Source organism: Streptomyces sp. MNU89 (assembly GCF_020982505.1).
GTDB classification, from domain to species: Bacteria; Actinomycetota; Actinomycetes; order Streptomycetales; family Streptomycetaceae; genus Streptomyces; species Streptomyces xinghaiensis.
In genome coordinates this window covers 1,824,392-1,850,317 of record NZ_JAJKLL010000001.1, presented here as the reverse complement: position 1 = coordinate 1,850,317, position 25,926 = coordinate 1,824,392, and the positions used below count along the sequence as shown (strand labels likewise).

General features: G+C 70.3%; 21 protein-coding genes, 3 pseudogenes and 2 riboswitches. Of the genes and pseudogenes, 16 read left to right on the top strand and 8 right to left on the bottom strand.

The features are described 5' to 3' along the window. The first annotated feature begins 22 nt into the window (after window positions 1-22). The 3 genes from E4N63_RS07900 to E4N63_RS07890 all read left to right on the top strand — a co-directional run bounded on the left by E4N63_RS07900 (window position 23) and on the right by E4N63_RS07890 (window position 6,022). Window positions 23-2,137 carry an APC family permease gene (locus E4N63_RS07900; protein WP_230240315.1) on the top strand — a complete coding sequence of 705 codons (2,115 nt, stop codon included), beginning with the start codon at window positions 23-25 and terminating at the stop codon, window positions 2,135-2,137. Between the two features lie 251 nt (window positions 2,138-2,388). Next, window positions 2,389-3,735, top strand: a complete 1,347-nt coding sequence (locus tag E4N63_RS07895) for a class I SAM-dependent RNA methyltransferase (protein WP_230240314.1) — start codon at window positions 2,389-2,391, stop codon at window positions 3,733-3,735. 685 nt (window positions 3,736-4,420) lie between these two features. Next, complete coding sequence (locus E4N63_RS07890; protein WP_230240313.1) at window positions 4,421-6,022, top strand: FGGY-family carbohydrate kinase; 1,602 nt, start codon at window positions 4,421-4,423, stop codon at window positions 6,020-6,022. Here the strand turns inward: E4N63_RS07890 and E4N63_RS07885 are convergent. Further along, on the bottom strand, window positions 5,995-6,981 hold the full coding sequence (locus tag E4N63_RS07885; RefSeq protein WP_230240312.1) for a carbohydrate kinase: 987 nt from the start codon (window positions 6,979-6,981) through the stop codon (window positions 5,995-5,997). The two genes, E4N63_RS07890 and E4N63_RS07885, sit on opposite strands and share 28 nt — an antisense overlap. Before the next feature lie 261 nt (window positions 6,982-7,242). Between E4N63_RS07885 and E4N63_RS07880 the strand changes: the two genes are divergently transcribed. From E4N63_RS07880 to E4N63_RS07850, 7 genes are all read left to right on the top strand, one after another. Further along, window positions 7,243-8,595, top strand: a complete 1,353-nt coding sequence (locus tag E4N63_RS07880) for a sugar ABC transporter substrate-binding protein (RefSeq protein ID WP_230240311.1) — start codon at window positions 7,243-7,245, stop codon at window positions 8,593-8,595. A gap of 79 nt (window positions 8,596-8,674) precedes the next feature. Then, complete coding sequence (locus E4N63_RS07875) at window positions 8,675-9,637, top strand: carbohydrate ABC transporter permease (RefSeq protein ID WP_125621639.1); 963 nt, start codon at window positions 8,675-8,677, stop codon at window positions 9,635-9,637. Beyond that, on the top strand, window positions 9,634-10,518 hold the full coding sequence (locus E4N63_RS07870; protein ID WP_230240310.1) for a carbohydrate ABC transporter permease: 885 nt from the start codon (window positions 9,634-9,636) through the stop codon (window positions 10,516-10,518). Before E4N63_RS07875 ends, E4N63_RS07870 begins: the two co-directional genes overlap by 4 nt. Then, a complete protein-coding gene (locus E4N63_RS07865; protein ID WP_230240309.1) occupies window positions 10,515-11,522 on the top strand; it encodes a zinc-dependent alcohol dehydrogenase family protein in 1,008 nt (335 codons plus the stop codon). The genes E4N63_RS07870 and E4N63_RS07865 overlap by 4 nt, the downstream gene beginning before the upstream one ends. Before the next feature lie 26 nt (window positions 11,523-11,548). Beyond that, on the top strand, window positions 11,549-12,583 hold the full coding sequence (locus E4N63_RS07860; protein WP_125621644.1) for a zinc-binding dehydrogenase: 1,035 nt from the start codon (window positions 11,549-11,551) through the stop codon (window positions 12,581-12,583). A gap of 167 nt (window positions 12,584-12,750) precedes the next feature. Continuing rightward, entirely contained in the window at window positions 12,751-13,560 is an 810-nt protein-coding gene (locus tag E4N63_RS07855) for a DeoR/GlpR family DNA-binding transcription regulator (protein WP_228430121.1), read from the top strand. Beyond that, window positions 13,557-14,294, top strand: coding sequence for an HAD family hydrolase (locus E4N63_RS07850; RefSeq protein WP_125621648.1), 738 nt, complete (start codon window positions 13,557-13,559; stop codon window positions 14,292-14,294). The genes E4N63_RS07855 and E4N63_RS07850 overlap by 4 nt, the downstream gene beginning before the upstream one ends. Before the next feature lie 99 nt (window positions 14,295-14,393). Here E4N63_RS07850 and E4N63_RS07845 read toward each other — a convergent pair. Next, a pseudogene (locus E4N63_RS07845) lies at window positions 14,394-15,038 on the bottom strand (transcriptional regulator); the annotation flags it as partial. 2 nt (window positions 15,039-15,040) lie between these two features. Between E4N63_RS07845 and E4N63_RS07840 the strand changes: the two are divergent. From E4N63_RS07840 to E4N63_RS31440, 3 genes are all read left to right on the top strand, one after another. Further along, on the top strand, window positions 15,041-15,796 hold the full coding sequence (locus tag E4N63_RS07840; protein ID WP_374112710.1) for an XdhC family protein: 756 nt from the start codon (window positions 15,041-15,043) through the stop codon (window positions 15,794-15,796). Between the two features lie 791 nt (window positions 15,797-16,587). Then, window positions 16,588-17,193: a lytic polysaccharide monooxygenase gene (locus E4N63_RS07835; RefSeq protein ID WP_125621650.1), complete on the top strand. Its 606-nt coding sequence runs from the start codon at window positions 16,588-16,590 to the stop codon at window positions 17,191-17,193. A 369-nt stretch (window positions 17,194-17,562) separates the two neighbouring features. Then, on the top strand, window positions 17,563-17,865 hold the full coding sequence (locus tag E4N63_RS31440) for a glycoside hydrolase family 11 protein (RefSeq protein ID WP_374112861.1): 303 nt from the start codon (window positions 17,563-17,565) through the stop codon (window positions 17,863-17,865). Here E4N63_RS31440 and E4N63_RS07825 read toward each other — a convergent pair whose 3' ends face one another. The 4 genes from E4N63_RS07825 to E4N63_RS07810 all read right to left on the bottom strand — a co-directional run bounded on the left by E4N63_RS07825 (window position 17,866) and on the right by E4N63_RS07810 (window position 21,251). After that, a complete protein-coding gene (locus E4N63_RS07825; RefSeq protein WP_230240307.1) occupies window positions 17,866-18,684 on the bottom strand; it encodes an ABC transporter ATP-binding protein in 819 nt (272 codons plus the stop codon). Beyond that, window positions 18,681-19,796: a FecCD family ABC transporter permease gene (locus E4N63_RS07820; RefSeq protein ID WP_374112709.1), complete on the bottom strand. Its 1,116-nt coding sequence runs from the start codon at window positions 19,794-19,796 to the stop codon at window positions 18,681-18,683. The genes E4N63_RS07825 and E4N63_RS07820 overlap by 4 nt, the downstream gene beginning before the upstream one ends. Beyond that, window positions 19,793-20,836, bottom strand: coding sequence for an ABC transporter substrate-binding protein (locus E4N63_RS07815; RefSeq protein ID WP_125621654.1), 1,044 nt, complete (start codon window positions 20,834-20,836; stop codon window positions 19,793-19,795). Before E4N63_RS07815 ends, E4N63_RS07820 begins: the two co-directional genes overlap by 4 nt. A gap of 29 nt (window positions 20,837-20,865) precedes the next feature. Beyond that, window positions 20,866-21,050, bottom strand: a riboswitch (cobalamin riboswitch). A gap of 54 nt (window positions 21,051-21,104) precedes the next feature. Continuing rightward, complete coding sequence (locus E4N63_RS07810; protein ID WP_185831063.1) at window positions 21,105-21,251, bottom strand: hypothetical protein; 147 nt, start codon at window positions 21,249-21,251, stop codon at window positions 21,105-21,107. Between E4N63_RS07810 and E4N63_RS07805 the strand changes: the two are divergent. Continuing rightward, window positions 21,213-21,764, top strand: a pseudogene (locus E4N63_RS07805) (hypothetical protein). The gene E4N63_RS07810 and the pseudogene E4N63_RS07805 overlap by 39 nt on opposite strands. Before the next feature lie 53 nt (window positions 21,765-21,817). Beyond that, a riboswitch (cobalamin riboswitch) is annotated at window positions 21,818-21,941 on the top strand. Window positions 21,942-22,040: 99 nt separating this feature from the next. After that, a complete protein-coding gene (locus E4N63_RS07800) occupies window positions 22,041-22,406 on the top strand; it encodes a (2Fe-2S) ferredoxin domain-containing protein (RefSeq protein ID WP_125621761.1) in 366 nt (121 codons plus the stop codon). A gap of 238 nt (window positions 22,407-22,644) precedes the next feature. Here the strand turns inward: E4N63_RS07800 and E4N63_RS07795 are convergent, their stop codons facing one another. Beyond that, the gene (locus tag E4N63_RS07795) at window positions 22,645-23,559 is read right to left on the bottom strand and encodes an aldo/keto reductase (protein WP_230240306.1); all 915 of its coding nucleotides are present in this window, start codon (window positions 23,557-23,559) and stop codon (window positions 22,645-22,647) included. Window positions 23,560-23,623: 64 nt separating this feature from the next. Continuing rightward, a complete protein-coding gene (locus E4N63_RS07790) occupies window positions 23,624-24,631 on the bottom strand; it encodes a GlxA family transcriptional regulator (protein WP_125621656.1) in 1,008 nt (335 codons plus the stop codon). A gap of 751 nt (window positions 24,632-25,382) precedes the next feature. Here E4N63_RS07790 and E4N63_RS07785 point away from each other — a divergent pair. Then, window positions 25,383-25,652 (top strand): annotated as a pseudogene (locus E4N63_RS07785) (Atu4866 domain-containing protein); the annotation flags it as partial. Window positions 25,653-25,926: the final 274 nt, after the last annotated feature.

Below are 25,926 nucleotides of genomic sequence, written 5' to 3'. Positions count from 1 at the left end.
ACGCGGGCTTACGATCCTCAGCGTGTCCAAACTGACCGACGTGCCCAAACGGATCCTGATCGGCCGGGCGCTGCGCAGCGACAGGCTCGGGGAGACGCTCCTCCCCAAGCGGATCGCGCTCCCCGTCTTCGCGTCCGACCCGCTCTCGTCCGTGGCCTACGCACCGGGAGAGGTGCTGATCGTCCTCTCCGTCGCGGGGGTGTCGGCCTACCACTTCAGCCCGTGGATCACGGTCGCCGTGGTGCTGCTGATGTTCATCGTCGTCACCTCGTACCGGCAGAACGTGCACGCGTACCCCAGCGGGGGCGGCGACTACGAGGTGGCCACCACCAACCTGGGGCCGCGGGCCGGGCTCGCCGTCGCGGGAGCGCTGCTCGTCGACTATGTCCTCACCGTCGCCGTGTCGATCGCGGCCGGGGTGGAGAACCTGGGCTCGGCGGTGCCGTTCGTGGCCGAGCACCAGACGGCGTTCGCCATCGGCATCATCGTCGTGCTGACCCTGATGAACCTGCGGGGCGTGCGGGAGTCCGGCAAGCTCTTCGCGGTCCCGACGTACGTCTTCGTGGCGGGCGTCTTCCTGATGATCTTCTGGGGGGCCTTCCGCGGGCTGGTCCTCGACGACGAGATGCGCGCCCCGACCGCGGACCTGGAGATCGCCGCGGAGGAGCAGGGGCTCGCCGGCTTCGCCCTGGTGTTCCTGCTGCTGCGGGCATTCTCCTCCGGCTGCGCCGCGCTCACGGGCGTCGAGGCGATCAGCAACGGCGTCCCCGCCTTCCGCCGCCCCAAGAGCCGCAACGCCGCCACCACCCTGGCCCTGATGGGCTCCCTGGCCGTCACCATGTTCGTCGGCATCATCGCGCTGGCCATGGTCACGGACGTCAAGATGGCCGAGCGGCCGGCCCACGAACTGCTGCGGGACGGTGTCCCGGTCGGCGCCGAATACCACCAGGACCCCGTCATCTCGCAGGTCGCCGCGGCGGTCTTCGGCGGGGGCTCGCTGCTGTTCCTGCTGCTGGCCGGGGCCACGGCGCTGGTGCTGTTCCTGGCGGCCAACACCGCGTACAACGGATTCCCGCTGCTCGGCTCGATCCTCGCCCAGGACCGGTATCTGCCGCGTCAGCTGCACACCCGCGGCGACCGGCTGGCGTTCTCCAACGGCATCGTGATGCTGGCGGGCGCCGCCGGCGTGCTCGTGTACGTCTACGACGCCGACTCGACCCGGCTGATCCAGCTCTACATCGTCGGCGTCTTCGTGTCCTTCACGCTCAGCCAGGCCGGCATGGTCCGGCACTGGAACCGCCATCTGGCGCAGGAGACCGCCCCGGCCGCCCGGCGCCGCATGCTCCGCTCCCGGGTGATCAACTTCACCGGGGCCTGCATCACCGGGCTGGTGCTCGTCGTCGTGCTGGTCACCAAGTTCACCCACGGGGCCTGGGTCGCCCTGCTGGGCATGGTGATCTTCTACGGGGTGATGACCGCGATCCGCCGCCACTACGACCGGGTCTCCGAGGAACTGGCCGCCCCGGACGAACCGGGCGACGAGGCCACACGCCCCTCGCGGGTGCACTCCATCGTCCTGGTCTCCAAGGTCCACAAGCCCACCCTGCGCGCGCTGGCCTACGCGAAGCTGCTGCGCTCCGGGCCGCTGGAGGCGCTGAGCGTCAACGTGGACCCGGAGGAGACACGGGAGCTGCGGGCGGAGTGGGAGCGGCGCGGCATCACCGTGCCGCTGAAGATCCTGGACTCGCCGTACCGGGAGGTCACCCGGCCCACGATCGAGTACGTCAAGGGGTTGCGCCGGGACAGCCCGCGGGACGCGGTCACCGTCTACATCCCGGAGTACGTGGTCGGCCACTGGTACGAGCACCTGCTGCACAACCAGAGCGCGCTGCGGCTCAAGGGACGGCTGCTGTTCACGCCCGGGGTGATGGTGACCTCCGTGCCGTACCAGCTGGAGTCCTCCGAGCGGGCCAAGGCGCGGGCGAAGCGGCGGGCCGACTGGAGCGCCCCGGGAGCGGTGCGGCGCGGGCCGGCGGGGCCGGCTGGACCGGCGGGGTCCGCCGGGGCGCCGGGATCCGCCGAGGCGGAGTTCCGTACCGATTCCGGTGTGGACGGCGGCTCCCTCCCGGGGACGTAGACTGGAGGGCTGCGGTCCGGGCCGGTGCGCTCTCCGCGTCGTACGCGGGCCGCGGACCGGCCGCGGCTCGTACCGTACGGACGCCACCGGGCGGACGGACCGGGCCCGGACCGGGACCGGGAGCGGTCCGGACCACGGACGGATCCGGGCGGTTCGTCCGCCGGCCGGGGACGTGTCCGCGCCGGCCGGCCCGTACCCGTACCGTCCCGTCCCGTCATCCACCTCACCACCAGCTCAGGAGCATCCCCGCTGTGACGACACCATCCACCCCCTCCGCCTCCGAAGCCCCCTCGCTCGTCGGCGAGGAGTACGAGGTCGAGGTCGGGCCCGTCGCGCACGGGGGGCACTGCATCGCCCGCACACCCGGCGGCCGGGTGCTGTTCGTCCGGCACACGCTGCCCGGTGAGCGGGTGACCGCCCGGGTCACCGAGGGCGACGAGAGCTCCCGCTTCCTGCGGGCCGACGCGGTGGAGGTCCTGGAGGCCTCGCCGGACCGGATCCCCGCGCCCTGCCCGTTCTCCGGTCCCGGCAAGTGCGGCGGCTGCGACTGGCAGCACGTGGCGCCCGGCGCGCAGCGGCGGCTCAAGGGCGCCGTGGTCGCCGAGCAGCTCTCCCGGCTGGCCGGGCTGACGCCGCAGGAGGCGGGCTGGGACGGGACCGTCGAGCCCGCGCCCGGCGACAAGGTGGCCAAGGGCGAGGTGCCGGCCTGGCGCACGCGGGTGCAGTACGCGGTGGACGAGGACGGGCAGGCGGGGCTGCGCAAGCACCGCTCGCACGAGGTGCAGCCGGTCGACCACTGCCTGATCGCGGCGCCGGGCGTCAGCGAACTCGGCGTGGAGAAGCGGGAATGGCCGCAGATCGCGGGGGTCGAGGCGATCGCGGCCACCGGCTCGAACGACCGGCAGGTCATCCTCACCCCCCGCCCCGGCGGCCGGCTGCCGATCGTCGAACTCGACCGCCCCGTCTCTGTGATGCGGGTGGAGGAGAGGGACGGCGGCGTGCACCGGGTGCACGGCCGTCCCTTCGTCCGCGAGCGGGCGGCCGGGCGCACCTGGCGGGTCGGCTCGGGCGGCTTCTGGCAGGTCCACCCCAAGGCGGCGGACCTGCTGGTGGAGGCCGTGATGCAGGGCCTGATGCCGCGCAAGGGCGAGATGGCCCTCGATCTGTACTGCGGCGTCGGCCTGTTCGCGGGCGCCATCGCTGAGCGGGTGGGCGAGGCCGGCGCGGTGCTCGGCATCGAGTCCGGCAAACGCGCGGTGGAGGACGCCCGGCACAACCTCGCCGACCTGGATCGTGTCCGCATCGAACAGGGCAAGGTCGAGCAGGTGCTGCCGAAAACGGGCATCACCGAGGCCGACCTGATCGTCCTCGACCCGCCGCGCGCGGGCGCGGGCAGGCAGACGGTCGCCCGGATCGCCGCCCTGGGCGCCCGCCGCGTCGTCTACGTCGCCTGCGATCCGGCGGCGCTCGCCCGCGACCTGGCCTACTTCCGCGAGGGCGGCTACAAGCCGCGCAAACTGCGGACGTTCGACCTCTTCCCGATGACGCACCACGTGGAGTGCGTGGCGGTTTTGGAACCTGCGGCGAAGGGCGTCTGACCTGCCATTCTCTGACTCAGGCGTCGGCTCGACCTGTTTTCCTTCATGCAGCGGGTCGAGTGGACGGTTCGCGCATCATGCATGCTCTGATCTGTGGTCTTGTAGCCGGGTGCGGTCTGAGTCGCCCGAGCGCCGTGGCATCGCTCAGAACTCTTGACGCTCAGATGACGCCCATTCAAGGCGCATCACGGCATCATCTGCCCATGGGCGAGGCAACACCAGCGCTGGGCATCGGTGAGGGCTTGCCAGGACTGTCGGTCGCCACCCTCACGCTCTCATGCAGCAGTTCGCGGAGGGGCCCACCCGGCATGGGCGGGAGCGGACCGTATCGGCCGCCGACCACTGCCTGAAGGGAGAAGGGCAACGCCGTCGGACAGGTGACGGTCAGGGCGCGCCGACCGGCTACGTGGGACGATCGTCCCGGTGGATGGTGGCTTCGGCACGGGAGGAGACCGCGGTGTGCGGTCTGGTCATCGGTGATCGATGGATCTCTGCCGGGTTCGTCGACGCCCTGGCAGAGGTGTGCGGCCCGTTTCCGACCGGGGCGCGGCGTTGACCGAGCGGCAGTCAAAGGGCTCCGGCGCGACCACGACGCCGCGTTCGGCGCGGCTCGTCGCCGGACTCGCGGCGACCCGGCCGGTGCGCCGCGGCGGACGCTGCCTGCGGTCTGGGGCGGGTGTGAGCTGTGACGCATGAACTGGTGCTCGGTGTCGACGCGGGCCATACCGTGACCAAGGCCGTGCTGTTCGACGCCACCGGCCGAGCGGTGGCGCGGGCCGGCGGCACAGTGCCTCTGAAGTCCCCGCAACCCCATTGGGTCGAGCGGGACATGGACGAGGTGTGGCAGACGGCGTTCCAGGCCGTCGCCGCCTGTCTCGCCGAGGTGGGATCGGACGCGGGGCGAGCCGTCGCCGCGGTGGGACTGGCCGGGCACGGCGACGGCCTGTATTCCGTCGACGGACAGGGCCGGCCGGTACGGGCCGGCATCGTGGCGATGGACACGCGTGCCGAATCGGTGCTGCAGGAGTGGCGGGGCACTCCGGTCTGGTCGCGCGCCATGGAGTTGTCGGGCACGGTGCCGTTCGCTGGTTCCCCGGCCGCCCTGCTGGCCTGGCTCGCCCGCCACGAGCCGGGAGCGCTTGTGCAGGCCCGTTGGCTGTTGTCCTGCAAGGACTGGCTGCGCCTGAAACTGACGGGTGCGGTGGCCACCGATCCGACGGACGCCAGTGCCTCGTTCACCGACATGCGGCGGGGAGGCTACTCGCCGGAGCTGCTCGACCTGTACGGCCTCGGCGCGCTCGCCCGCCTGCTGCCGCCCGTGCTGGCCTGCGACGCGGTGAGCGGAACCGTCACCCAGGAGGCCGCGGCGCTCACCGGGCTCATCGCCGGCACGCCCGTTGTCACGGGCGCCCATGACGTCGATGCCGCCGCGCTCGGGATCGGCGGCACTACGCCGGGAGAGCTGTGCCTGATCGCCGGGTCGTTCAGCATCAACCAGGTGGTCAGCGAGCGTCCGGTCGTCGATCCGCGCTGGCAGGTCCGTCACTTCGTCCGCCCGGGCCAGTGGATGACCATGTCCACCTCACCCGCGTCGGTGGCGAACCTGGAGTGGTTCCTGCGGGTCACGGGCGCACCGGCCGACCAGCGGTACGGCGTCCACGAGGCGATCGGCCGAGAGGTCGAGGCATGCCTGGAGGGTCCGTCGGAGGTGTTGTTCCACCCGTTCGTCTACGGCTCCCCGCACCCGCATCCCGCGTCCGGGACGTTCCTCGGCCTTCGCGGCTGGCACGGCCGCGGCCACCTGCTGCGGGCCCTGATGGAAGGCGTGGTCCTCAACCACCGCTGGCATGTCGACGCGCTCTGCTCGAAGCTGCCGGTCACCGGGGCGGCGACCCGGCTGACCGGCGGCGCCGCACACAGCGCGGTATGGAGCCAGATGTTCGCCGACGCGCTGCGACGACCGGTGGTGGTGACCGACGTGCAGGAAAGCGCCACCCGGGGAGCGGCCCTGCTCGCCGCCACCGCCGTCGGACTGCTCGACGACGTGACGGACCCACGCGCCACCCCGCCGTACTCAGGCGCCACGACCCCGCCCCAACCGGGTCGCCGTACTCGACGAGGCGTACCAGGCGTACCGGGAGACGTTGGAGGCTCTCGGGCCGGTCTGGGCTCGCCTGGACGCGCCCGAGGCTCCGGAGTGAGTGCCGGACGAGCCGGCGACATGAGGGATCGACAGGCATTTGGGCACGACCACTGCCGCTACCCGGGGGTCGGCACACCGTTATAGCGGTACGGCGGCTGCGCGCCCGCGCGGGTGCAGGTGTCGGCAGCGATCTCCACGGCGTAGGACAGCAGCCGGGCGAGGTCGCCGACCCCGAGAGCGTCGACGCCTTCGCGGCTGAGTCGGCCGGTGTGGTGCAGGTGGGCGAGCACTCCGGCGGTGAAGGCGTCGCCCGCTCCGACCGTGTCGACGACCTCGACAACCGGGGCGGGCACATGCACGTTGGCGTCGCGACCGGCGGCCCAGGCGCCCCGGGAACCGAACGTGATCAGGACGAGTCCCGCCCCGGACGCGAGCCAGCGTTCGGCCACCGCCTCGTACGGTTCATGCGGGTGGAGCCAGGCCAGGTCATCGTCGCTCGCCTTCACCACGTCGGCGAGCGCCACCCACTCGGCGAACCGCCGTAGATAGGCGGCGCGGTCGGTGACCAGGCCCGGCCGCACGTTCGGATCGAGGGAGACCAGCCGCCGGCCCGCCTCCCGGTGAATCAGTCCGTCGAGCGTGGAGGCCAGGGGTTCGAGCAGCAGACCCAGGGACCCGAGGTGCAGAGCCGTCCCCGCGGGCAGCGCGCCGCCGTCCGGGAGAGCGGCGAGGTGTTCAGGGCGCAGGCCGCGGTCGGCGGTGCCGTTTGCGTGGAAGGAGTAGGCGGCCGACCCGTCCTCGCGCAGATGCACGGCGGCGAGAGTGGTGGGGTCGGACGCGGGCAGCGCGTGGGTGAGCCGGGTGCCGGATGCCGCGAGGTGCGCGCGCAGGAGATCGCCGAAGTGGTCGTCGGAAATGCGCGCGAGCAGTGCCGTGGGGACTCGGAGTCGGCCGAGACCGGCGGCGACGTTGAGGCAGGAGCCGCCCGGGCGCGGCTGGAAGGCCGCGGCACCATCGGCCGTGCCGACGGGGGTGAGGTCCACCAGCGCGTCTCCGGCGACGACGACGGCAGGCTGGTCTGCGGGTTCCGGTCTGGTGCTCATGTGGGTTCCTCGGGGATGGCGGCGGCACGGTCGAGGGATCGGGCTGGGCTGTCCGGTGGAGTCCCGTAGCCCTTCAGAGACCGCTTGACGATAAGTCCGCAGAGATTTTCTCGCAAGATGTGTTAACAACGGCGCGGCCTCCTGCTAATAATTCGGCCATCGAAACGCGCCCGACTCCCCAAGGACGCATCCGCACCCCTGCTCGACCCGCCGCGCCTCAGTCGAGGTCCCGGCGCACCAGCACGAGAGGTCCCCCGTCACATGGCATCGACCAGATACGCCCTCATAGCCGGCGCCGCCGCCACCGCCCTGCTCGCCACCGCCTGTTCCGGAGCCGGAGCCGGCGGGTCCTCGGGCGGAGGGAAGAGCATCAACGTCCTGATGGTCGGCAACCCGCAGATGGAGGACATCGCGAAGCTGACCAAGGACAACTTCACCAAGGACACCGGGATCAAGGTCAACTTCACGATCCTTCCCGAGAACGAGCTGCGCGACAAAGTCACGCAGGACATCGCCACCCAGGGCGGCCAGTACGACGTGGCCACCATCGGCGCCTACGAGGTGCCGATCTGGGAGAAGAACGGCTGGCTGCACGATCTCGGTCCGTACGCCGACAAGGACGAGAGCTTCGACAAGGCCGACCTGCTCAAGCCGATGGTGCAGTCGCTGTCCGGCTCCGACGGCAAGCTGTACGCCCTGCCGTTCTACGGCGAGTCCTCGATGCTCATGTACAACAAGGACGTCATGAAGGCGAAGGGCATCACGGTGCCCGAGCGGCCGACGTGGCAGCAGATCGCCGACATCGCGGCCGAGGTCGACGGCGCTGAGCCCGGCATGAAGGGCATCTGCCTGCGTGGTCTGGCCGGTTGGGGTGAGCTGGGTGCGCCGCTGACGTCCATGGTCAACACCTTCGGCGGCACCTGGTTCACCAAGGACTGGAAGGCGCAGGTCAACAGCGGTGGCTTCAAGAAGGCCACGAAGTTCTACGTCGACCTGGTCCGCGAGCACGGTGAGGCCGGCGCCCCGCAGGCCGGGTTCACCGAGTGCCTGAACGCGCTGAGCCAGAAGAAGGTCGCGATGTGGTACGACGCGACCAGCGCGGCCGGGTCGCTGGAGGACTCCGCCTCGAGCAAGATCGCCGGCAAGGTCGGTTACGCCTACGCGCCGACCGTCAAGACGGACAGCAGCGGCTGGCTGTGGGCCTGGTCGTGGGCCATGCCCAAGACCACGAAGAACGCCGATGCGGCCGCGGAGTTCATGCTGTGGGCCTCCAGCAAGAAGTACGAGAAGCTGGTCGGCGAGGAGCTCGGCTGGTCGCGCGTTCCGGCCGGCAAGCGGGCCAGCACGTACGAGATCCCTCAGTACAAGAAGGCCGCCGCATCGTTCGGTGACATCACCCTGAAGTCCATCGAGGAGGCCGACCCGGCCAACCCGGGCGTCCAGCCCCGGCCCACGGTCGGGATCCAGTACGTGGCCATCCCCGAGTTCCAGGACCTGGGCACCAAGGTGACGCAGGAGATCTCCGCCGCCATCGCCGGCAGGACCAGCGTGGACAAGGCGCTCGACGACGGTCAGAAGCTGGCCGAGGAAGTCGCCAAGAACTACCAGAAGTGACCTTCAGCGCCCGGCCGGCCCGTGAGCCGGCCGGGCGCCGCTTCCCCGGCCCCGGCCTTCACCGGCAGAGGAACCATTCATGACCACGCTCACCGCACCCCCCAAGACACCACCACCACCCGTCCGTACCCGGAAGTCCTCGGGCGCGGCCGCGAAGTGGAAGCGCCGCATCCCGCTGTTGCCCGCGCTGATCTTCACCATCGTCGTCACGCAACTGCCCTTCGTGGCCACGTTGATCATCTCCACCTTCCAGTGGAACATTCTCAGGCCGGGCGAGAGGCACTTCGTCGGTCTGTCCAACTTCTCGTTCGTCTTCACCGACGAGCGGCTGCGCACGGCCGTGCTCAACACCGTCGTGCTCACCGCGTCGGTGGTGATCATCAGTGTGATCCTCGGACTCGGTCTGGCGATGCTCCTCGACCGCCGGTTCGCCGGCCGCGGACTGGCGCGCACCCTGCTCATCGCCCCGTTCCTGGTCATGCCGGTCGCGGCGGCGCTGCTGTGGAAGCACGCCATCTACAACCCCGACTACGGACTGCTCAACGGCACCCTCAACGCCGTTTACCGGTTGTTCGGCGCGGACAACGGCCCCACGGTCGACTGGATCTCCTCCTACCCGATGCCCGCCGTCGTGGTGTCACTGGTCTGGCAGTGGACCCCGTTCATGATGCTGATCCTGCTGGCCGGCCTGCAGGCGCAGCCCGGTGACGTCCTGGAGGCGGCCCGCATGGACGGCGCCTCCGCGCTGCAGACCTTCCGCCATATCACGCTGCCGCACCTGCGCCGGTACATCGAGCTGGGCGTCCTGCTCGGCACGATCTACGTCGTGCAGACCTTCGACGCGGTCTTCACCATCACCCAGGGCGGCCCCGGCTCCCAGACCACCAACCTGCCCTACGAGATCTACCTGACCATGTTCCGCAAGTACGAGTACGGCGAGGCGGCCGCCGCCGGTGTCGTCGTCGTCCTCGGCGCGTTCGTCATCGCGACCTTCGCGCTGCGCACCATCGCGTCGCTGTTCCGCGAGGAGACATCCCGATGACCCATGCAGCAGTCGCCACGCCCGGGGCGAGGTTCAAGAAGCTCCTGCGCAGTAAGGACGACCATGGCGGTGCGCCCAGGCTGTCGCTGCTGTGGACGTTCGTCGCCTGGCTCGCCACGCTGGCGTTCTTCGCGCCGGTGGCCTGGATGGTGCTCACCTCCTTCCACCAGGAGGCGGACGCGGCGACCAACCCGCCAACCCCGTTCGCGCCGCTCACCTTCGACCAGTACGAGCTGCTGTTCAGCCGGGACATCGCCCCGTTCCTGCTCAACTCGGCCCTGGCCGGCGTCATCTCGACGCTGCTGGTGCTCGCTCTCGCGGTACCGGCTGCCTACGCGCTGTCCATCAAGCCGGTCGAGAAGTGGAAGGACGTGATGTTCTTCTTCCTGTCCACCAAGTTCCTCCCGGCCATCGCGGCCCTGCTGCCGGTGTACCTGATCGTCAAGGACGCGGGGATGCTGGACAACGTGTGGACGCTGGTCGTCCTCTACACCGCCATGAACCTGCCGATCGCGGTGTGGATGATGCGCTCCTTCCTCGCCGAAGTGCCCAAGGAGATCCTCGAAGCCGCCGAGATGGACGGCGCAGGCCTGCTCACCGTGCTGTGGCGGGTCGTCGCGCCGGTCGCCATGCCCGGGCTCGCCGCCACCTCGCTGATCTGCTTCATCTTCAGCTGGAACGAGTTCATGTTCGCCGTGAACCTCACTGCGACGCAGGCGTCCACCGCACCGGTGTTCCTGGTCGGCTTCATCACCAATGAGGGCCTGTTCCTGGCAAGGCTGTGCGCGGCGGCCACCCTGGTGTCGCTGCCGGTCCTCATCGCCGGTTTCGCCGCTCAGGACAAGCTGGTCCGCGGCCTGTCCCTGGGAGCGGTGAAGTGAGGGCGGCCGTCATCACCGAGCCCGGCACCGTCGAACTCGCCACCGTCGAGGACCCCGCTCCCGGCCCGCGCGAGGTCGTCGTCGAGGTCGCGGCCACCGGGCTGTGCGGCACAGATCTGCACATCCTCCAGGGGGACTTCGCCCCGAAGCTGCCCATCACCCCCGGCCACGAGTTCGCCGGGGAGGTCGTGGCCCTTGGTAGCGAGGTCACCGAACTCGCGCTCGGCGACCAGGTCGCCGTGGACCCGTCGCTGTACTGCTTCGAGTGCCACTACTGCCGCCTCGGCCACAACAACCTCTGCGAACGCTGGGCTGCCATCGGCGTCACCCACCCGGGCGCCGCCGCCGAGTACGCCGTGGCGCCCGCCGCCAACTGCGTACGACTGCCCGACCACATAGACGCCCAGGACGCGGCCCTGATCGAGCCGCTGTCCTGCGCGGTGCGCGGCTACGACGTGCTGCGCAGCCGCCTCGCCTCCCGCGTGCTCGTCTACGGCGCCGGAACCATGGGCCTGATGATGCTCCAGCTCGCCAAGGCCACCGGCGCCGCGAGCGTCGACGTCGTCGACATCAACGCCGAACGCCTGGCCACGGCATGGCAGTTGGGCTGCTCCGCCGGTGCCGCGTCCGCCGACGAGCTCGACCGGCCGTCCTACGGATGGGATCTGGTCGTCGACGCCACCGGCAACGCGAAAGCCATCCAGGACGCCCTCGGCCGGGTGGGTAAAGGCGGCACGTACCTGCAGTTCGGGGTCGCCGACTACGCCGCCCGGGCCACCATCGAGCCGTACCGGATCTACAACCAGGAGATCACGATCACCGGCTCCATGGCCGTCCTGCACAGCTTCGAACGTGCCGCGGACCTCTTCGCCACCGGTGTCATCGACCCGCGCGTCTTCATCAGTGACCGTCTTCCCCTGGCGGCCTTCCCGGACGCAGTCGCCCGCTTCCAGGCAGGCATCGGCCGCAAGATCCAGATCCAGCCCGGCCTCGCCACCGCGTGAACGCCCGAACCGAACGGAACCCCCACATGACCGAGCAGATCCGCCGCGTTCTCGTCCGCTCCCTGGACGACATCACTCTCGAGGAGGTGCCGGCCCCCGTCCCCGGGGACGACGAACTCCTCATACGCACCACGGTCGTCGGCGTCTGCGGCTCCGACACCCATGCGGCGGCCGGCCACCATCCCTTCATCGACCTGCCCTACCGCCCCGGTCACGAGGCGGTCGGCGTCGTCGCCGGGGCAGGGAAGGGAGCCGAGGACTTCACGTCCGGCGACCGGGTGATCATCGAACCCAACCTGTACTGCGGCCGGTGCCCCCAGTGCCGCTCCGGCCGCTACAACATCTGCCAGGAGCTGAAGGTCTTCGGCTGCCAGACGCCCGGCGCCATGACGGACCTGTTCACCATCCCGGCCGACCGCGTCCACCGCGTTCCCGACGGCATGACCGACATCGAGGCCGCCCTCGTCGAACCCCTGGCCACACCGGTGCACGCCGTGGCGAAGGCGGGGGACCTCACCGGACGCACGGTCGTCGTGCTCGGCGCCGGGCCCATCGGGCTGCTCCTCCTCGCCGCCGCCCGGCACGCGGGTGCCGCGAAGATCGCCGTCACCGACCTGTTGCCGGGCAAGCGGGACCGTGCCCTGCGTCTCGGAGCCGACACGGCCCTGCCCGCCGACGCCACCGACCTCGCCGACCAGGCCCACGCGGCGCTCGGCGGACCGGCCGACGTGGTCTTCGACTGCGTGGCGCGCGAACAGTCCATCGCCCAGGCCACCGACCTCGTCACCAAGGGCGGCACGATCATCGTCGTCGGCGTCGGCGCCGCCGGCACCACCCCGGTCCGCCTCGACCTGATCCAGGACCGCGAACTCCGCATCGAGGGCACCCTGATGTACACCGGAGACGACTACCGCACCGCGATGTCCCTGATCTCTTCCGGCGCCATCGACACCGCCGAGATCGTCACCGCCACCTACCCGCTCCAGGACGCCGCCAGGGCGTTCGCCGCGTCCGTCGACCCCGAGCAGGTCAAGGTACTGGTCACGGTGGACGGACCATAGCCCACGGCCACGCAGACAGGGACGCAGACATGGACGCAGATACGCGCGTCGTACGCAGCAGCCGCCACCACACGGGAGGCCTGAGGTCCACGAGCAGGCCGGTCCGCGACCCGGACCGGCCCGTGTGGGAAACTGCGAGACCGGAGCGACCGGGAAGGAGGGGCGCCGTGACCGCCCGTACGCGACTGTCACAGGCGGCCGTCGAGGAACGGCGCCAGGCCGTGCTGCGGTACGTCGCCGACCACGGCGAGACCCGCATCGACGACCTCGCCCGGCACTTCGACGTCAGCCTGATGACGATGCACCGGGACCTCGACGACCTCACCGGGCGGCACCTGCTGCGCAAGGAGCGCGGGCGAGCCGTCGCGTTCCCCGCACTCACCATGGAGACGGCCACCCGCTTCCGCGAGAACAGCGCCCTCGCGGCCAAGAACGCGCTGTGCGCGGCCGTCGCCGACCGGATCAGACCGGGCAGCACGGTGCTCATGGAGGACTCGACCACCCTGTTCCCCCTGGTCCCAACCCTGGCCGAGGTGGATCAGCTGCACGTCGTCACCAACTCGGTCGGCCTCGCGCAGCGCCTCGGGTCCGCCGCCCCCGCGGTGAACGTCACCCTGCTGGGCGGCCACTACCGCGGCGACTTCAACTCCTGCACCGGCCCCACCGTCACCCGCGCCCTGTCGCACATCCGGGCCGATCTCGCCCTGATGTCCGCCACCGCCGTCCTGGAAGGGCGCCTCTTCCACCCCCTGAACGACTACGTCGAGGTCAAGCTCGCCTTGCTCGCCTCCGCCGAGCAGGCGCTGCTCCTGGTGGACCACTCGAAGTTCGGCAAGACCGCCACGTACGAGTACGGCACCGTGGCCGACTACCACACCGTCATCACCGACACCGCCACCCCCGACGCGGAACTCGCGGCGATACGCGACCTCGGAGTCCCCGTCGAGACGGTTGAACCCGAAGAGCCTTCCCTGTGACCCGTACCCTGTTCGAAACACCGAGCGCCTACCGCCCCAGCGACGCTGAGATGGCGGCGCCGGCGCCCCAGGTCCAGGCCGTCCTGTTCGATTTCAGCAACACGCTCTTCCAGATGATCGACCTGGAGACGTGGCTGCGCCGGGTCGGCTCCGCCGCCGGCCGCCTGGCCGTGCTGGACGAGCCCGGCGCAGTGGCCAAGATCTCCGATCAGTTGCGCGCCGCCTTCCGGCTGCCCTCCGTCGTCGCCCTCCAGGAAGGCCGTGATCTCTCTTCCGAGCAGCACCGCCGCGCCATGTGGGGGTGGTGGGAGCAGGTGGACTTTTTGCGCGGCGCGGAGGAGGCGGCCTACCGGGAACTCACGGCCCCGGACGCCTGGGTTCCCTATCCCGACACCGAACCGGTCCTGCGTGCCCTGCACCAGCGCGGACTGCACATCGCCGTCGTCAGCGACTTCGCCTGGGACCTGCGCACCCACCTCGCCCACCACGGGCTGGACGCCCTGATCGACACCTGCGTCATCTCCTACGAGCAAGGCCGGGAAAAGCCCGATCCGCAACTGTTTCTCAAAGCCTGCGCCGACCTCGGCGCGGATCCCCGCGCCACCCTCATGGTCGGCGACAACCCGGTCCGCGACGGCGGCGCGGCCGCCTGCGGTTTGCGCACGTACATCCTGCCGGCGGAACACCGCACCGGAGAGCGCGGCCTGATCGACGTGCAGCGGCTCGTGGTCTGACAAGGGTGGTCCACGGGCGTATGGGAAACCGCCCCGACGGATCGGTTGACGCCGTCGATGATCTCTTGCAGCCGCCTTCATGGCGGCGGCCCGTCGCGGTCAGCCGGCGGGGGAGGAGGCCGGCAGGTCCTGGTCGGCGGCCCAGGTGGCCAGGATGCGCAGCCGTTCGTGGGTGGGGGAGCCGGGCGCGGCGGTCCAGACGGTCAGATTCTGGTCGGGGTCGGTGTTGGCGGTGAGGGTGTCCCAGTCCAGGACGAGTTCGCGGACGACCGGATGGTTGAGGGTCTTCGTGCCCACGGTGCGGGCGGCGACGTGGTGCTCGCCCCACCAGCGGGCGAACTGCTTGTCGCGCATGGACAGTTCACCGACCAGCTCGATCAGGCGCGGGTCTTCGGGATACTTCGCGGCCTCCATGCGCAGTTGGGCGACGGCGATGTGCGCGGAGCTCTCCCAGTCGGCGTACAGGGTGCGCATGGCGGGGTCGGTGAAGATGATCCGCGGGTAGTTGCGGTGCTTTTCCGCAAGACGGGAGAAGTCGGTGACCAGGGCGGCGGCCAGCGCGTTCCAGGCAAGAATGTCCCCGCGTCTGCCCTGCACGATGGCCGGAGTGGCGGTGAGGTCGTCCAGGACCCGCTGCAACTGTGGCTGGACCTTCTGCCGACCGCGGCGCCGGGTGCGGGTGGTGGTCTTTCCGGCGAGCTGGAAGAGGTAGCCCCGCTCGTCGTCGTCCAGATCGACCGGTCGCCGTGGCACACGTCGTGGACGGCCCGGAGCGCCTCCTCGGCTCCACGCTGAGCGTGCTCGGCGGCGGCCATGTCGCCTATGGGCGCGTAGACGGCGGCCCGGCGGACCGGGCAGTGGCCGACGGGGCCAGAGCCCTGCTGCGGGCGGGCCGCACCGTCCGCATCGACACCGGCGGGCAGACAGACGAATGCCCCGAACGGCTGTCCGTCCTCGTTCATGTTCATGCGTCCCCGCCGCGCCTGCTGGTCTTCGGTGCGGTCGACTTCGCTGCGGCCCTCAGCCAGGCCGGCCGCTTCCTGGGTTACCACGTCACCGTCTGCGACGCCCGCCCCGTCTTCGCCACTCCCGCCCGCTTCCCGCACGCGGGCGAAGTGGTGGTCGACTGGCCCCACCGCTACCTGGAACGCACCGAGGTGGACGAGCGTACGGCGGTATGTGTCCTCACGCACGACGCCGAGTTCGACATCCCGCTGCTTCGCCTGGCGCTCGACCTGCCCGTCGCCTACGTCGGGGCCATGGGCTCCCGGCGCACCCACGACGAGCGCGTGCGCCGCCTGCGCGAGCAGGGCGTGACGGAGAACCAGTTGGCCCGGTTGCGTTCCCCCATCGGCCTCGATCTTGGAGCCTCCACACCCGAGGAGACAGCCGTCTCCATCACCGCGGAGATCATCGCCCAGGCCAACCACGGCACGGGCAGACCCCTGTCCCAGATCACCGGCCCGATCCACCGGCCGTCGGAGTTGGCGGGCTACCGGTAGGCCGGCCTCACGAACCGACAAGGGCTCATCGTCCCTCTGAAGGAAGCCTGTACGTCATGACGCTCATTTGACGCTCTGGGCTCCCGCAGGCGGGACAGCGAGCCGAGAAATGGCCTTTGACCTGGCCTTTTTCGAGGCTTGCTCAAGCCGACACCTTTCCGATGACGCACCACGTGGAGTGCGTGGCGGTTCTGGAGTCTGCCGCAAAGGGCCTCTGACCCGCTGGTTCTCTGAATGCCCGGGTTTCGGGCGGGTCGCGTCGACATAATTTTCCGGGCGCACGACGTGGAGTGCGCCGCTTGTCGGGCGGACACCGCCTGACAAGCGGTTTCGGCCCGTGGCATGGAGAACGTCGAGGGGTGGTCCTCATCTTCCTGGAGTGGCGTACAGCAGTCCTGACGCTCACCCGAGGCACATTCTGATGGCGCGTCAACTTCTGGGGTCGGGGTCGTCGGCCGGTTCGGGCGGAGCCCTGTGTCCGTGGTGAGGCGAGCCGTCGCCGCTGGGTATGCCGCCCCCGGCATCGCCCCGCACGCCCGTCCATGCCGCACCCTCGCCTTCCGGTTTCGGGCAGGGTGCCGACTCCCGGCTCTCGGCAGATTCCCTGTTCGCCGCCCACCCTTGTAATCAACTGCGTTCGTTTCATTGACATTTCACTCAGAAGTCGTACCTTGGGAGCGCTCCCATGGCGTTCGTTTCGCAACTCGAAGGAGTTCCCCCACATGCGCAAACAGAGCCCATCAACCGGGCGTTCCCGGTCTGCCCTCCGTCGGCCTCTCCAGGCGCTCATCATGCTGTTCGCCGTGGCTGTCGGCGCCCTGGCCTGGTCGGCCCCCGCCCAGGCGCACGGCACCATCGTCAACCCCGCCTCCCGCGCATACCAGTGCTGGCAGACGTGGGGCAGCAACCACACGAGCCCGGCCATGCAGGCCGAAGACCCCATGTGTTACCAGGCATTCCAGGCCAACCCCGACACCATGTGGAACTGGATGAGCGCGCTCCGCGACGGCCTCGGTGGCCAGTTCGAGGCGCGGACCCCCAGCGGGGCGCTCTGCAGCAACAACCTCTCGAGGAACGCCAGCCTGGACAGGCCCGGGGACTGGAAGACGACCAACGTCAGCAGCAACTTCACGGTCCAGCTGCGCGACCAGGCGTCCCACGGTGCCGACTACTTCAAGGTCTACGTGAGCAAGCAGGGCTTCAACCCCAAGACCCAGACCCTCGGCTGGGGCAACCTCGACTTCATCACGCAGACCGGCCGCTTCGCCCCGGCGCAGGACATCAGCTTCAACGTCAACACCTCCGGCTACAGCGGACACCACATCGTGTTCGTGATCTGGCAGGCCTCGCACCTCGACCAGGCCTACATGTGGTGCAGTGACGTGAACTTCGGCTGAGCCGGAGGGCGCCGCGCACGGCACCGGCCGCTGCCGGGCGCCGGTAACCCGCCGCCCGGCCGACCGAGCCCCGTCGGGGCAGGGGACCCATGTGGTCACCCTGCCCCGACGGGGCTCCCTGCGTTCCTGGTGAGAACACACCGGATCGCGCGCGGCAGGCGCACGGCAGCCGGCCGTCCACCGTCTCGTCGTACGACTCCGGCACTCAACGGCCAGGGAGAATTCCCGGCACCGTCAGCCCACCGGGGCGTATCGCGCCGCCCGGCGGCGTACCCGCGCCGCCCCGGCCTTTCCCGGCCGCCCGACAATTCCCGGAGACCTCATGCCCAGGGATGAAACCCCCTCCCGGAACACGCCTCACTTACCCCGATTGGACCGCAGGAGCTTCCTGACCCGCGCAGGTGGTCCGACCCTCGCCGCCGCCGGCTCGCTGCTGCCATCCGGCACCGCCCAGGCCGCCGAGACCATCACCACGCCGCAGAACGGCATGCAGGCGGCTGTTACTGCCATTTCTGGACGGATGGTGTCGGAACGGTCTCCATGGCGCTCGGCGACGCCGGCCATTACACCGTCGTCTGGAACGACTGCGGGAACTTCGTGGCCGGCAACGGCTGGGCCACCGGGGGTCGCAGAACCGTGAAGTGGCACCCCGCTTGCGGGGCCCGTCTGTGATCACGAGACGGAGTGGTCCGCCTCGACTCCAGTGGCCAGGGACGGTGCTCCGGGGAGGAAGGTCACCTGAGGGGCACCCGTGCGCGGATGGATGGTGACCTCGCTCGCCACGCCGTAGACGCCGGCCAGCAGGTGGGGCGTGAGGACGTCGGCGGGTGGGCCCGAGGCGGTGACCCTACCGTCGCGCATGACGTAGAGGCGGTCGCAGTAGTACGCAGCCAGGTTGAGGTCGTGCAGGGCCACCAGGGCCGTCGCGGACAGCCGCCGCAAGGTGCCCAGGACCTCCAACTGGTGACGGACGTCGAGGTGGTTGGTGGGCTCGTCCAGGACAAGCAGGGACGGCTGCTGGGCCAGCGCGCGGGCGATGAGCACACGCTGGCGCTCGCCGCCGGAAAGCCGGTCGAAGGAGCGGTGGGCCAGGTCGGTGGCGTCCACTGCGGCGAGCGCCGACCGGATCAGCTCGGCGTCCTCGGCGGTGTCCCCGTCGAGCAGCCGCTTGTGCGGGGTGCGGCCCATCGCCACGACCTCACGCACCGAGAGGTCGAACTCGGCGCCCGACTCCTGCACCACCGCGGCCACCGTCCGGGCCAGTTGCCGCACGGGCAGCGACCAGGCGTCGGTGCCGTCGACACCCACGTGGCCGGTCGCGGGGCGCAGAACGCGGTAGACGGCGCGCAGCAGGCTGGACTTGCCGCTGCCGTTCGGTCCGACCAGGCCGATGACCTCTCCGGGCCGGGCGGTCAGGGAGACGTCCTCGACCAGGCGGTGCGCGCCGGCGGTGAGGGTGACCGTGTCGATGACGAGTTCGGTGCCGGTCATGCCCCTCCTCGGTCGGTGTTCCGGCGGGCGTCGCGGCGCATCAGCCACAGGAAGAACGGGCCGCCGCACAGGGCGGTGAGCACGCCGACGGGGATCTCCATGGGCGCGGCGACGACGCGGGCGGCGATGTCGGCCCAGATGAGGAAGACCGCGCCGCCGAGGGCCGCTGTCGGCAGGACGCGTCGGTGGTCGCCGCCGACGGCGAGGCGGACGATGTGCGGCAGCATCAGGCCGACGAAGCCGATCGGTCCGCACGCCGCGACGAGGATGCCGGTGACGAGGGAGAGCAGGACGAACATGCGGGCGCGGAAGCGTGCCACGTCCAGCCCCATCGTGGTCGCGGCCTCCTCGCCGGCGAGCAGGAGGTTCAGGTTGCGGGCCTGGACCATGAGGACGGCGATGCCCAGGGCCAAGGCGGCGCCGGGCAGCCACAGGGTGTCCCAGTTGACGCCGCCGAGGCCGCCGAGGGTCCAGGCGAGGACCGCGCGGGCCTCGTTGCCCCGGTCGGTGGTGAGCAGCAGTAGGTCCAGTACGGCGGTGAGCACAGCGGCGACGGCCACACCGGACAGGACCAGCCGGGTTGAGGTGATCCGGCCGCCGGTGCGGGCGGTGGTGTACACGAGCAGCAGCGCGCCGAGCGCGCCCGCGAAGGCGGCAGCCGACAGCGACAACGGCCCGAGCCACGTCACCCCGAACACGATCACCACCACGGCGCCCAGGGACGCCCCGGAGGAGACGCCGAGGAGGTAGGGCTCGGCGAGCGGGTTGCGGATCAGGGCCTGTAGAGCGGTTCCCACGACCGCCAGTCCGGCGCCGGCCACGGCCCCCAGAAGCACGCGCGGGGCGCGTACGTCCAGCACGATCGTCTCCCGCGCCCGCGACCAGTCCGGTTCCGTCCAGTCGGCGCCCAGCGCGTGCGTCACGATGCCCCACACCTGGCCGGGCGGCACCTGCACAGACCCGATGGCCAAGCCCGCGGTGGCGGAGACCCCCAGGGTGACGGCCAGGACGACGAGGGTGACGGTGAGACCGGCCCGGCCCGCCCGCCTGTCGCCCTCTCGCCGTCGTCGCACGGTCTGCTCGGTGCCGGCCTCGACGACCGGGGCCGTCACGCGAAGCTCTCGGGATGGATACCGCGGGCCAGGTCCTCGACCGCGTGGGCCGAGCGGATGCCGACCAGTGTCGCGGTCAGCGGCAGGACGACGAACCGCTTGTTCCTGACGGCGGGCACGTCCTTCAGGGCGGGCTGGGAGAGCAGGAACTTCTTCTTCTGCTCGACACTCCCGGCGTCGGCGTAGTCGTAGACGGCGATGACTTCGGGCTTGCGCGCGACGACCTGCTCCCAGGAGACGTCCCCGAAGACGTCGTCGAGGTCGGCGAAGACGTTCCTGCCGCCGGCCAGCCGGATCAGTTCGGTGCCCAGGCTCTTGCCGCCCGCGGTGAAGGCGGTCTTGTCGCCGCTGTCGTAGACGAAGACGCGCGTCCCGGGTTCGTCCTCGACCTTGGTGGCGGCCTTGTCGACGCGGTCGGTGAGGTCGGCGATCAGTTCGCCGGCCCGCTCCGGGACGCCGAAGATCCGGCCGATGGTGCGGATCTCGTCGTAGGTGTCCTTCATCGTCACCCGCCTCTTCCCGCAGTATTCGCGGTTGAGGTGGGTGTCGATACCGGCGTCGGCGAACGCCTTGCGGGAGCGGCCCTCGTTCTCGGCGAAGGCGCTGCCGTAGCCGCCGTAGACGAGGTCGGGCTCGGCTTCCAGGATCGTCTCGAACGACGGTTCCTTCCTCGCCAGCTGGGGGATCGCCTTGTAGTCCTTCTCCAGCTCGGGCAGGACCGCCGAGTCGGGGAAGGCGGTGCCGACCATACGATCCTGCAGGCCGAGGGCGAGCATGAGTTCCGCCGGGTGCTGGTGGATGGTGACAACGCGGGAAGGCGGCTTGTCGTACGTCGTCTTCACACCGCAGTTGTCGACGGTGACGGGGAAGCCCGCGGCCGGCGAGGCCGTTGCCTTGGCGTCCTCGGCGGTGTCCTGCGGCGAGCCGCAGCCGGCGGTCAGCAGGGCCGCCGACAGGGCGACGGCAGCGGCCGTCGCACGCAGGGCATGCCGCTTGTGGGCAGAGGTGGACAGCGGGGGACGGGGCGTACCGTCGTACACGTGAAGCCTCCTGGGGAGTCCGCGCTCCTCGGATCGGGCCCGCGACAGGCCAGTGTCCTGACTCCCGGATCGACGCCTCCCCCTGCCTTCCCGCGCCGTGGACGCAGTGGCGTGTAAAGGGGTGCACTCCCCGGTCACAGTGGCGGGACCGTGCCGGACTCGCACCGGCTTCCTGTCTCCCGTCGCGGTGATGACCCGCCGATACTACGGTCTGGCGAGAAGCGGCCAAAAGGGCGTGCGAAACCGCCCGAGCGCCCCTGCCCGGCCCTCACGCCTCGCGGACCGCCCGCAGCACCAGCCGCTCGGCGTTCTCGTCGTAGGGGCGGCCGTCGAAGCCACCGAAGATCTCCACCCGGCCGAACCCCGCCTCCTCCACATCCGCCGCAACTCGACCGCGCGGACGTCGCCTCGGCAATCCCGGTCACCTTGGCGACACTGCGGCACGTACTGGATGTACCTGCTCAGCCAGGCGTTCGGCCGGTCCGGTCTGCTGTGGGCCCGGGGCACGGTCATGCTCGGCCTGTTGCCGTCTGGGCCCCGCCCCGCCCGGCTGCCGGTCTCCCGGCAGGTCCTGGAACGCTGGCACCGCACTTCGTCATCGTCGTCCACGTCCTGAGCGTGTGGCACACCCTGCTGTACGGCACCAATCTGGTACGGCGAGTGGCCGCGCACCGTGCCGGGGCTGCTGCAACTTCCCGTCGCCGTGCTGCGCCTGCTGCGTCCCGCCCGGCGGGCCGAGCGACTGGGCGCACCGACGCGCCGCGAGGGCGTGTCGGTGCCGGGCTGGTTGGTGCGGGCCGTCGGCCGGATGGTCGCCGGGGCCGTCGTGGTGGGGCTGCTCATCGTGGTGGCCTCCGGCCACGACGGCGGCCGGGAACGCCCGGCCGAGCCGCCCGCTACGAGTCCGCACGCTCATGAGCCCGAATGATCCGGGCCGGCCGGTCGATGGGATGATGACCGGCGACAGGGCGACGACGGTCCGAGGAAGCCGGTGCGAATCCGGCGCGGTCCCGCCACTGTGATCGGTGAGCGAACCCCGTACGTGCCACGGCCCCGTGAGGGTGGGAAGGCCGGGGCGAGCTGCGACCCGAGAGCCAGGAGACTCACGTCGTCGCCTCCTCGAAGGACACCGGGGCGGATCTCCCCGGAGAGAGGGTGGTTCGGCGTGCCCGAGACAAGGGGCGGCGAGGCGTTCGGCGCCGAGGTGGATGCGCGACCGGCCGGCGGAGTGCCGTGCCGGGTCGTCGTGTGCCGGGACTGCTGCTGCGGCACCGCCAAGGTGACCGGTGTGGACCATGCGGCACAAACCGCACGCCTGCGTACCGAGGCGCCTGTGCGCATCTCCGCCTGCCTGGACGTGTGCGACCAGGCGAACGTCGTCGTCGTACAGCCCTCCTCCGCGGGCCGGGCCGCCGGAGCCCGTCCGGTGTGGCTGGGCCTGGTCAACGACCCGGACGCGACGGAGGACATCGCCGCCTGGGTACGGGCGGGCGGCCCCGGCGTCGCGTCCCGCCCGGACATCCTCGACCTGCACACCTTCACCCCGCCGCGCCGCCGCACGGCTTCCTGAGCACCGGCGAGCGCTACGGCTCAGAGGCAGCGGGACGACGCAGCGGGCGGGATGGTGCGGGCCGGGGAAGACGACGATGACCTTGCCGTCGTGCGACGGACGGGTGGGCCCGGATCCAGCTCTGACGGTGGTGAAAGGCCAGCTGGCGAATCGTCTGGTGCCGTGCCCTTGCCGGTGTCTTCGGTGGGAGCACGGCACCTGGACATGCACCGGTGTGTGGTGAGCACTGTGCCCGCGGTCACTCCCGGGCCGAGCCGGCTGAGAGAAGGTCCGCGAGTTCGTTCTCGGCCAGTTGCAGTGGGGCGAGGCGAGCGAGGTGCTCATCACTGAGGCGCAGCATGGACGCGGCGACGTTCTCCTCGAGATGAGCGATCGAGGATGTGCCGGGGATGGGGCAGAGCACGCTCGACCGGTCCAACAGCCAGGCGAGAGCCACCTGCGCGGGCGTTGCGTTCAGCTCTGCCGCCACTTCGGCGACGATGCTGTTGGCGAGGGCCAACTGGCCACTCATGATCGGAAACCACGCGATGAAGGGAATGTGCTCCCGTTCGCAGTGCTCGAGGACGTCCTCTCCCACACGGGCCGCCACATTGAAGATATTCTGCACGGCCGCCACATCGATGACCCTCTGCGCGGACTCGATCTGGTCGACCGTGACGCTCGACAGTCCGAAGTGGGCAATTTTGCCCTCGTCCTGAAGTTCCCGCATCGCGCCTATCTGATCGTCGAACGGCACCTGAGGGTCGATACGGTGCAGGTAGAGAAGATCGATTCGATCCGTACCCAGGCGGCGGAGGCTGGCCTCACACTGCTGGCGCAGATAGGCGGGGCGTCCGATGGGCTCCCACACCCCCGGCCGTACCTGGGCCTGACCTGCTTTGGTCGCGATCAAGAGATCATCGGGGTACGGGTGCAGTGCTTCACGCAGGATCTCCTCGGTCACGCCGAAGGCATAGGAGTCCGCGGTGTCGATGTGGTTGATGCCGAGCTCGACCGCACGGCGCGCGACTCGGATCGCGTTCCCGCGGTCCGCGGGCGGTCCCCAGATCTTCTTGTCGGCGAGGCGCATCGCGCCGAACGACATGCGGTGAATCGTTCGGTCCCCGATCCGGACCGTCCCGGACCCTTCGATCTGCTGTTGTACATCGGTCATGGCTCTCATGATCCAACCGTTGGTCCAGCGCGGACCACTCGACAACGGACACAGAACTTGAACATCACGCCATGGTGGCCGTCTTCGGGCGCTGCCCTCGGGCCATGCCGAACGTGCGGCGATAACGGCCGGGCGGCATCGCCGTGAGCCGGGTGAAGTGGTAGCGGAGTGCCGCTTCCGAGCTGAAGCCACTGGTCTCGGCGATCCGGTCTATGGTCCAGGCGGTGCGCTGCAGCAGTTCCTGCGCTCTGCGCACCTTGGTACGTTGCAGCCATTCCATCGGTGAGATACCGACCGCATCGCGGAACCGGCGGGAAAAGGTGCGGGTGCTCATACAGGCGTGCTCCGCGAGGTCAGCGACCGTGGACGTCTCGTCGAGATGCTCCTCCGCCCATCGCAGGGTGTCCTGCAGAGAGCGCGTCCGGCCGGGCACCTCCCACCTCGCGTACTGTGACTGATCGCCGTCTCGGCGGAGCGGTACGACCATGAACCGTGCGATCTCCGCCGCGAGCGCCGATCCGTGGTCCTGTTCGATCAGGTGCAGCACCAGGTCCAAGGCCGCTGTGCCGCCTCCCGAGGAGAAAAGCCCGCCGTCCTCGATGAACAAGCGTTCCGGTTGCACCCGCACCATCGGGTGGAGTGCAGCGAGTTCGTCGGCCCAGTGCCAGTGCGTCGTGGCCTTCAGGCCGTCGAGCAGACCCGTGGCCGCGACGAGGAAGGTTCCCAGACACAGGGACACGACGCGCGTGTCCTTCGCGTGTGCGCGTCGGACCGTCTCGATGAGCACGTCCTGCGTATCGAGGTACTCCGGATACGCGGGCACGATCAGTGTGTGTGCCGACTCCGCCCAGGACAGGGGGCGATCAGGGAGGAGACGGAAACTCCTGGCATGCCCGGTGCGGGTGACAAGAGGGCGTTCGGGGCCAGTCACAGCGACTTCGTACAACGTGTCGCAGGCATGGTCGTTAGCGGCCGCGAACGCCTGCACGGCCAGGGCCACTTCGAACGCCCCTACGCCGTCATGACTCAGAACGGCCACGCGATGAGGGGTCGATCGACTGGTGCGTGTCATGAGGTCACCCTTCGACAATCAGACGTTTGTTGAGCGAAGGACGCGCCGGCCGAAGCGGTCCCTGAGTCTTCTCGCCAATCGATGTCTTCGACCGTGAGGCCGACTGCCACGGTCAACGCGGCGTCGGGGCCCCACCATGTCGGGTCGGCCGCTGGTGATCCGGACACCGGGCGGACTCCCCACCACTGCTTCCGTCGCGACTGCCCGCTCCGACCACTCCGGTGATGTGTTGAGCTGCCACAGTGAACGGACGCCGACCAAGGCGACGGGAGCCGAGGAGACGCGGCCGGCCTGGCCGCTGTCGTGAAGAAGCCGGGTCCGCGATCCGTGCTCCCGGTCTCCCACACGGATGTGGTCGCTGCTCGAGGGCCTTGGAGCTCCAGCCCGCGATGTCCGTGTCGGTGGTGCTCATGGCTCGCTCCTCAGACGGGTTCGGGTTTTCCGGCGGGCGATACGCGAAGTGCGCTGCTCCGGGCCGAGCGGGCGCCGGACGGCGCCGGGCGGCTTCCGCACCATCAGCTTCGGCGCGTTCGGCCACCGGAACCAGGCCGCCATCTCCCCAGGCCGACCGTACCCACGGCGAGCGCCGCCCGGCACGGTCGCGAGCGAGGAACGGCCCCGAACGACCTGCTCAGGAGGCAGGACGGTGATCATGCCCCCCCCGTGACGGTGGGTGCGCGGCACCCAGGACGCTCTCACCTGGGGGGACGGCGGCCTGGCAGCGTCGCGCCGCAGGGCCGAGGGTGGACGCATGACCAGCAACGACACGCCCCGCGATCCGCACCCGTATGTCGGGATGTGGGTGACCGCGGACGGCTACATCCGCCAGGAACTGCTGCCGAACGGCCGTTACGACGAGGCCCGCGGCAACCGCCGGAGCGCCTACACCGGCCGCTACACCGTCACCGGCAGCCACCTCGACTACGTCGACGACACCGGCTTCACCGCCACCGGCGACGTCCGCGACGGCGTCCTCTTCCACGAGCACCTCGTGCTCTACCGCGAGAACGACCCGCGCGCCCGGCAGCGAGCCCGGCATGACCGGGATGCAGCCGCAGGTGACCTGAGCCGTCACCACCAGGCTCACGAACGCCCGCGGCCCTACGGCGGCACAGCGGTCGAGCAGCTTGTCGGGCAGGCCTGCCGGTGAGCGGATCTCCCGTACGGGACCGCGAAGCCCTCGTCGCCCTGCACGCAAGCCCGAGTTCCACCGGTGCTCTGTTCACAGGGTCGCCGCCTTCGAACCGGAAGGCACGGACAGGGGCATGGCCGTGGACATGACCACCGGGCCAAGC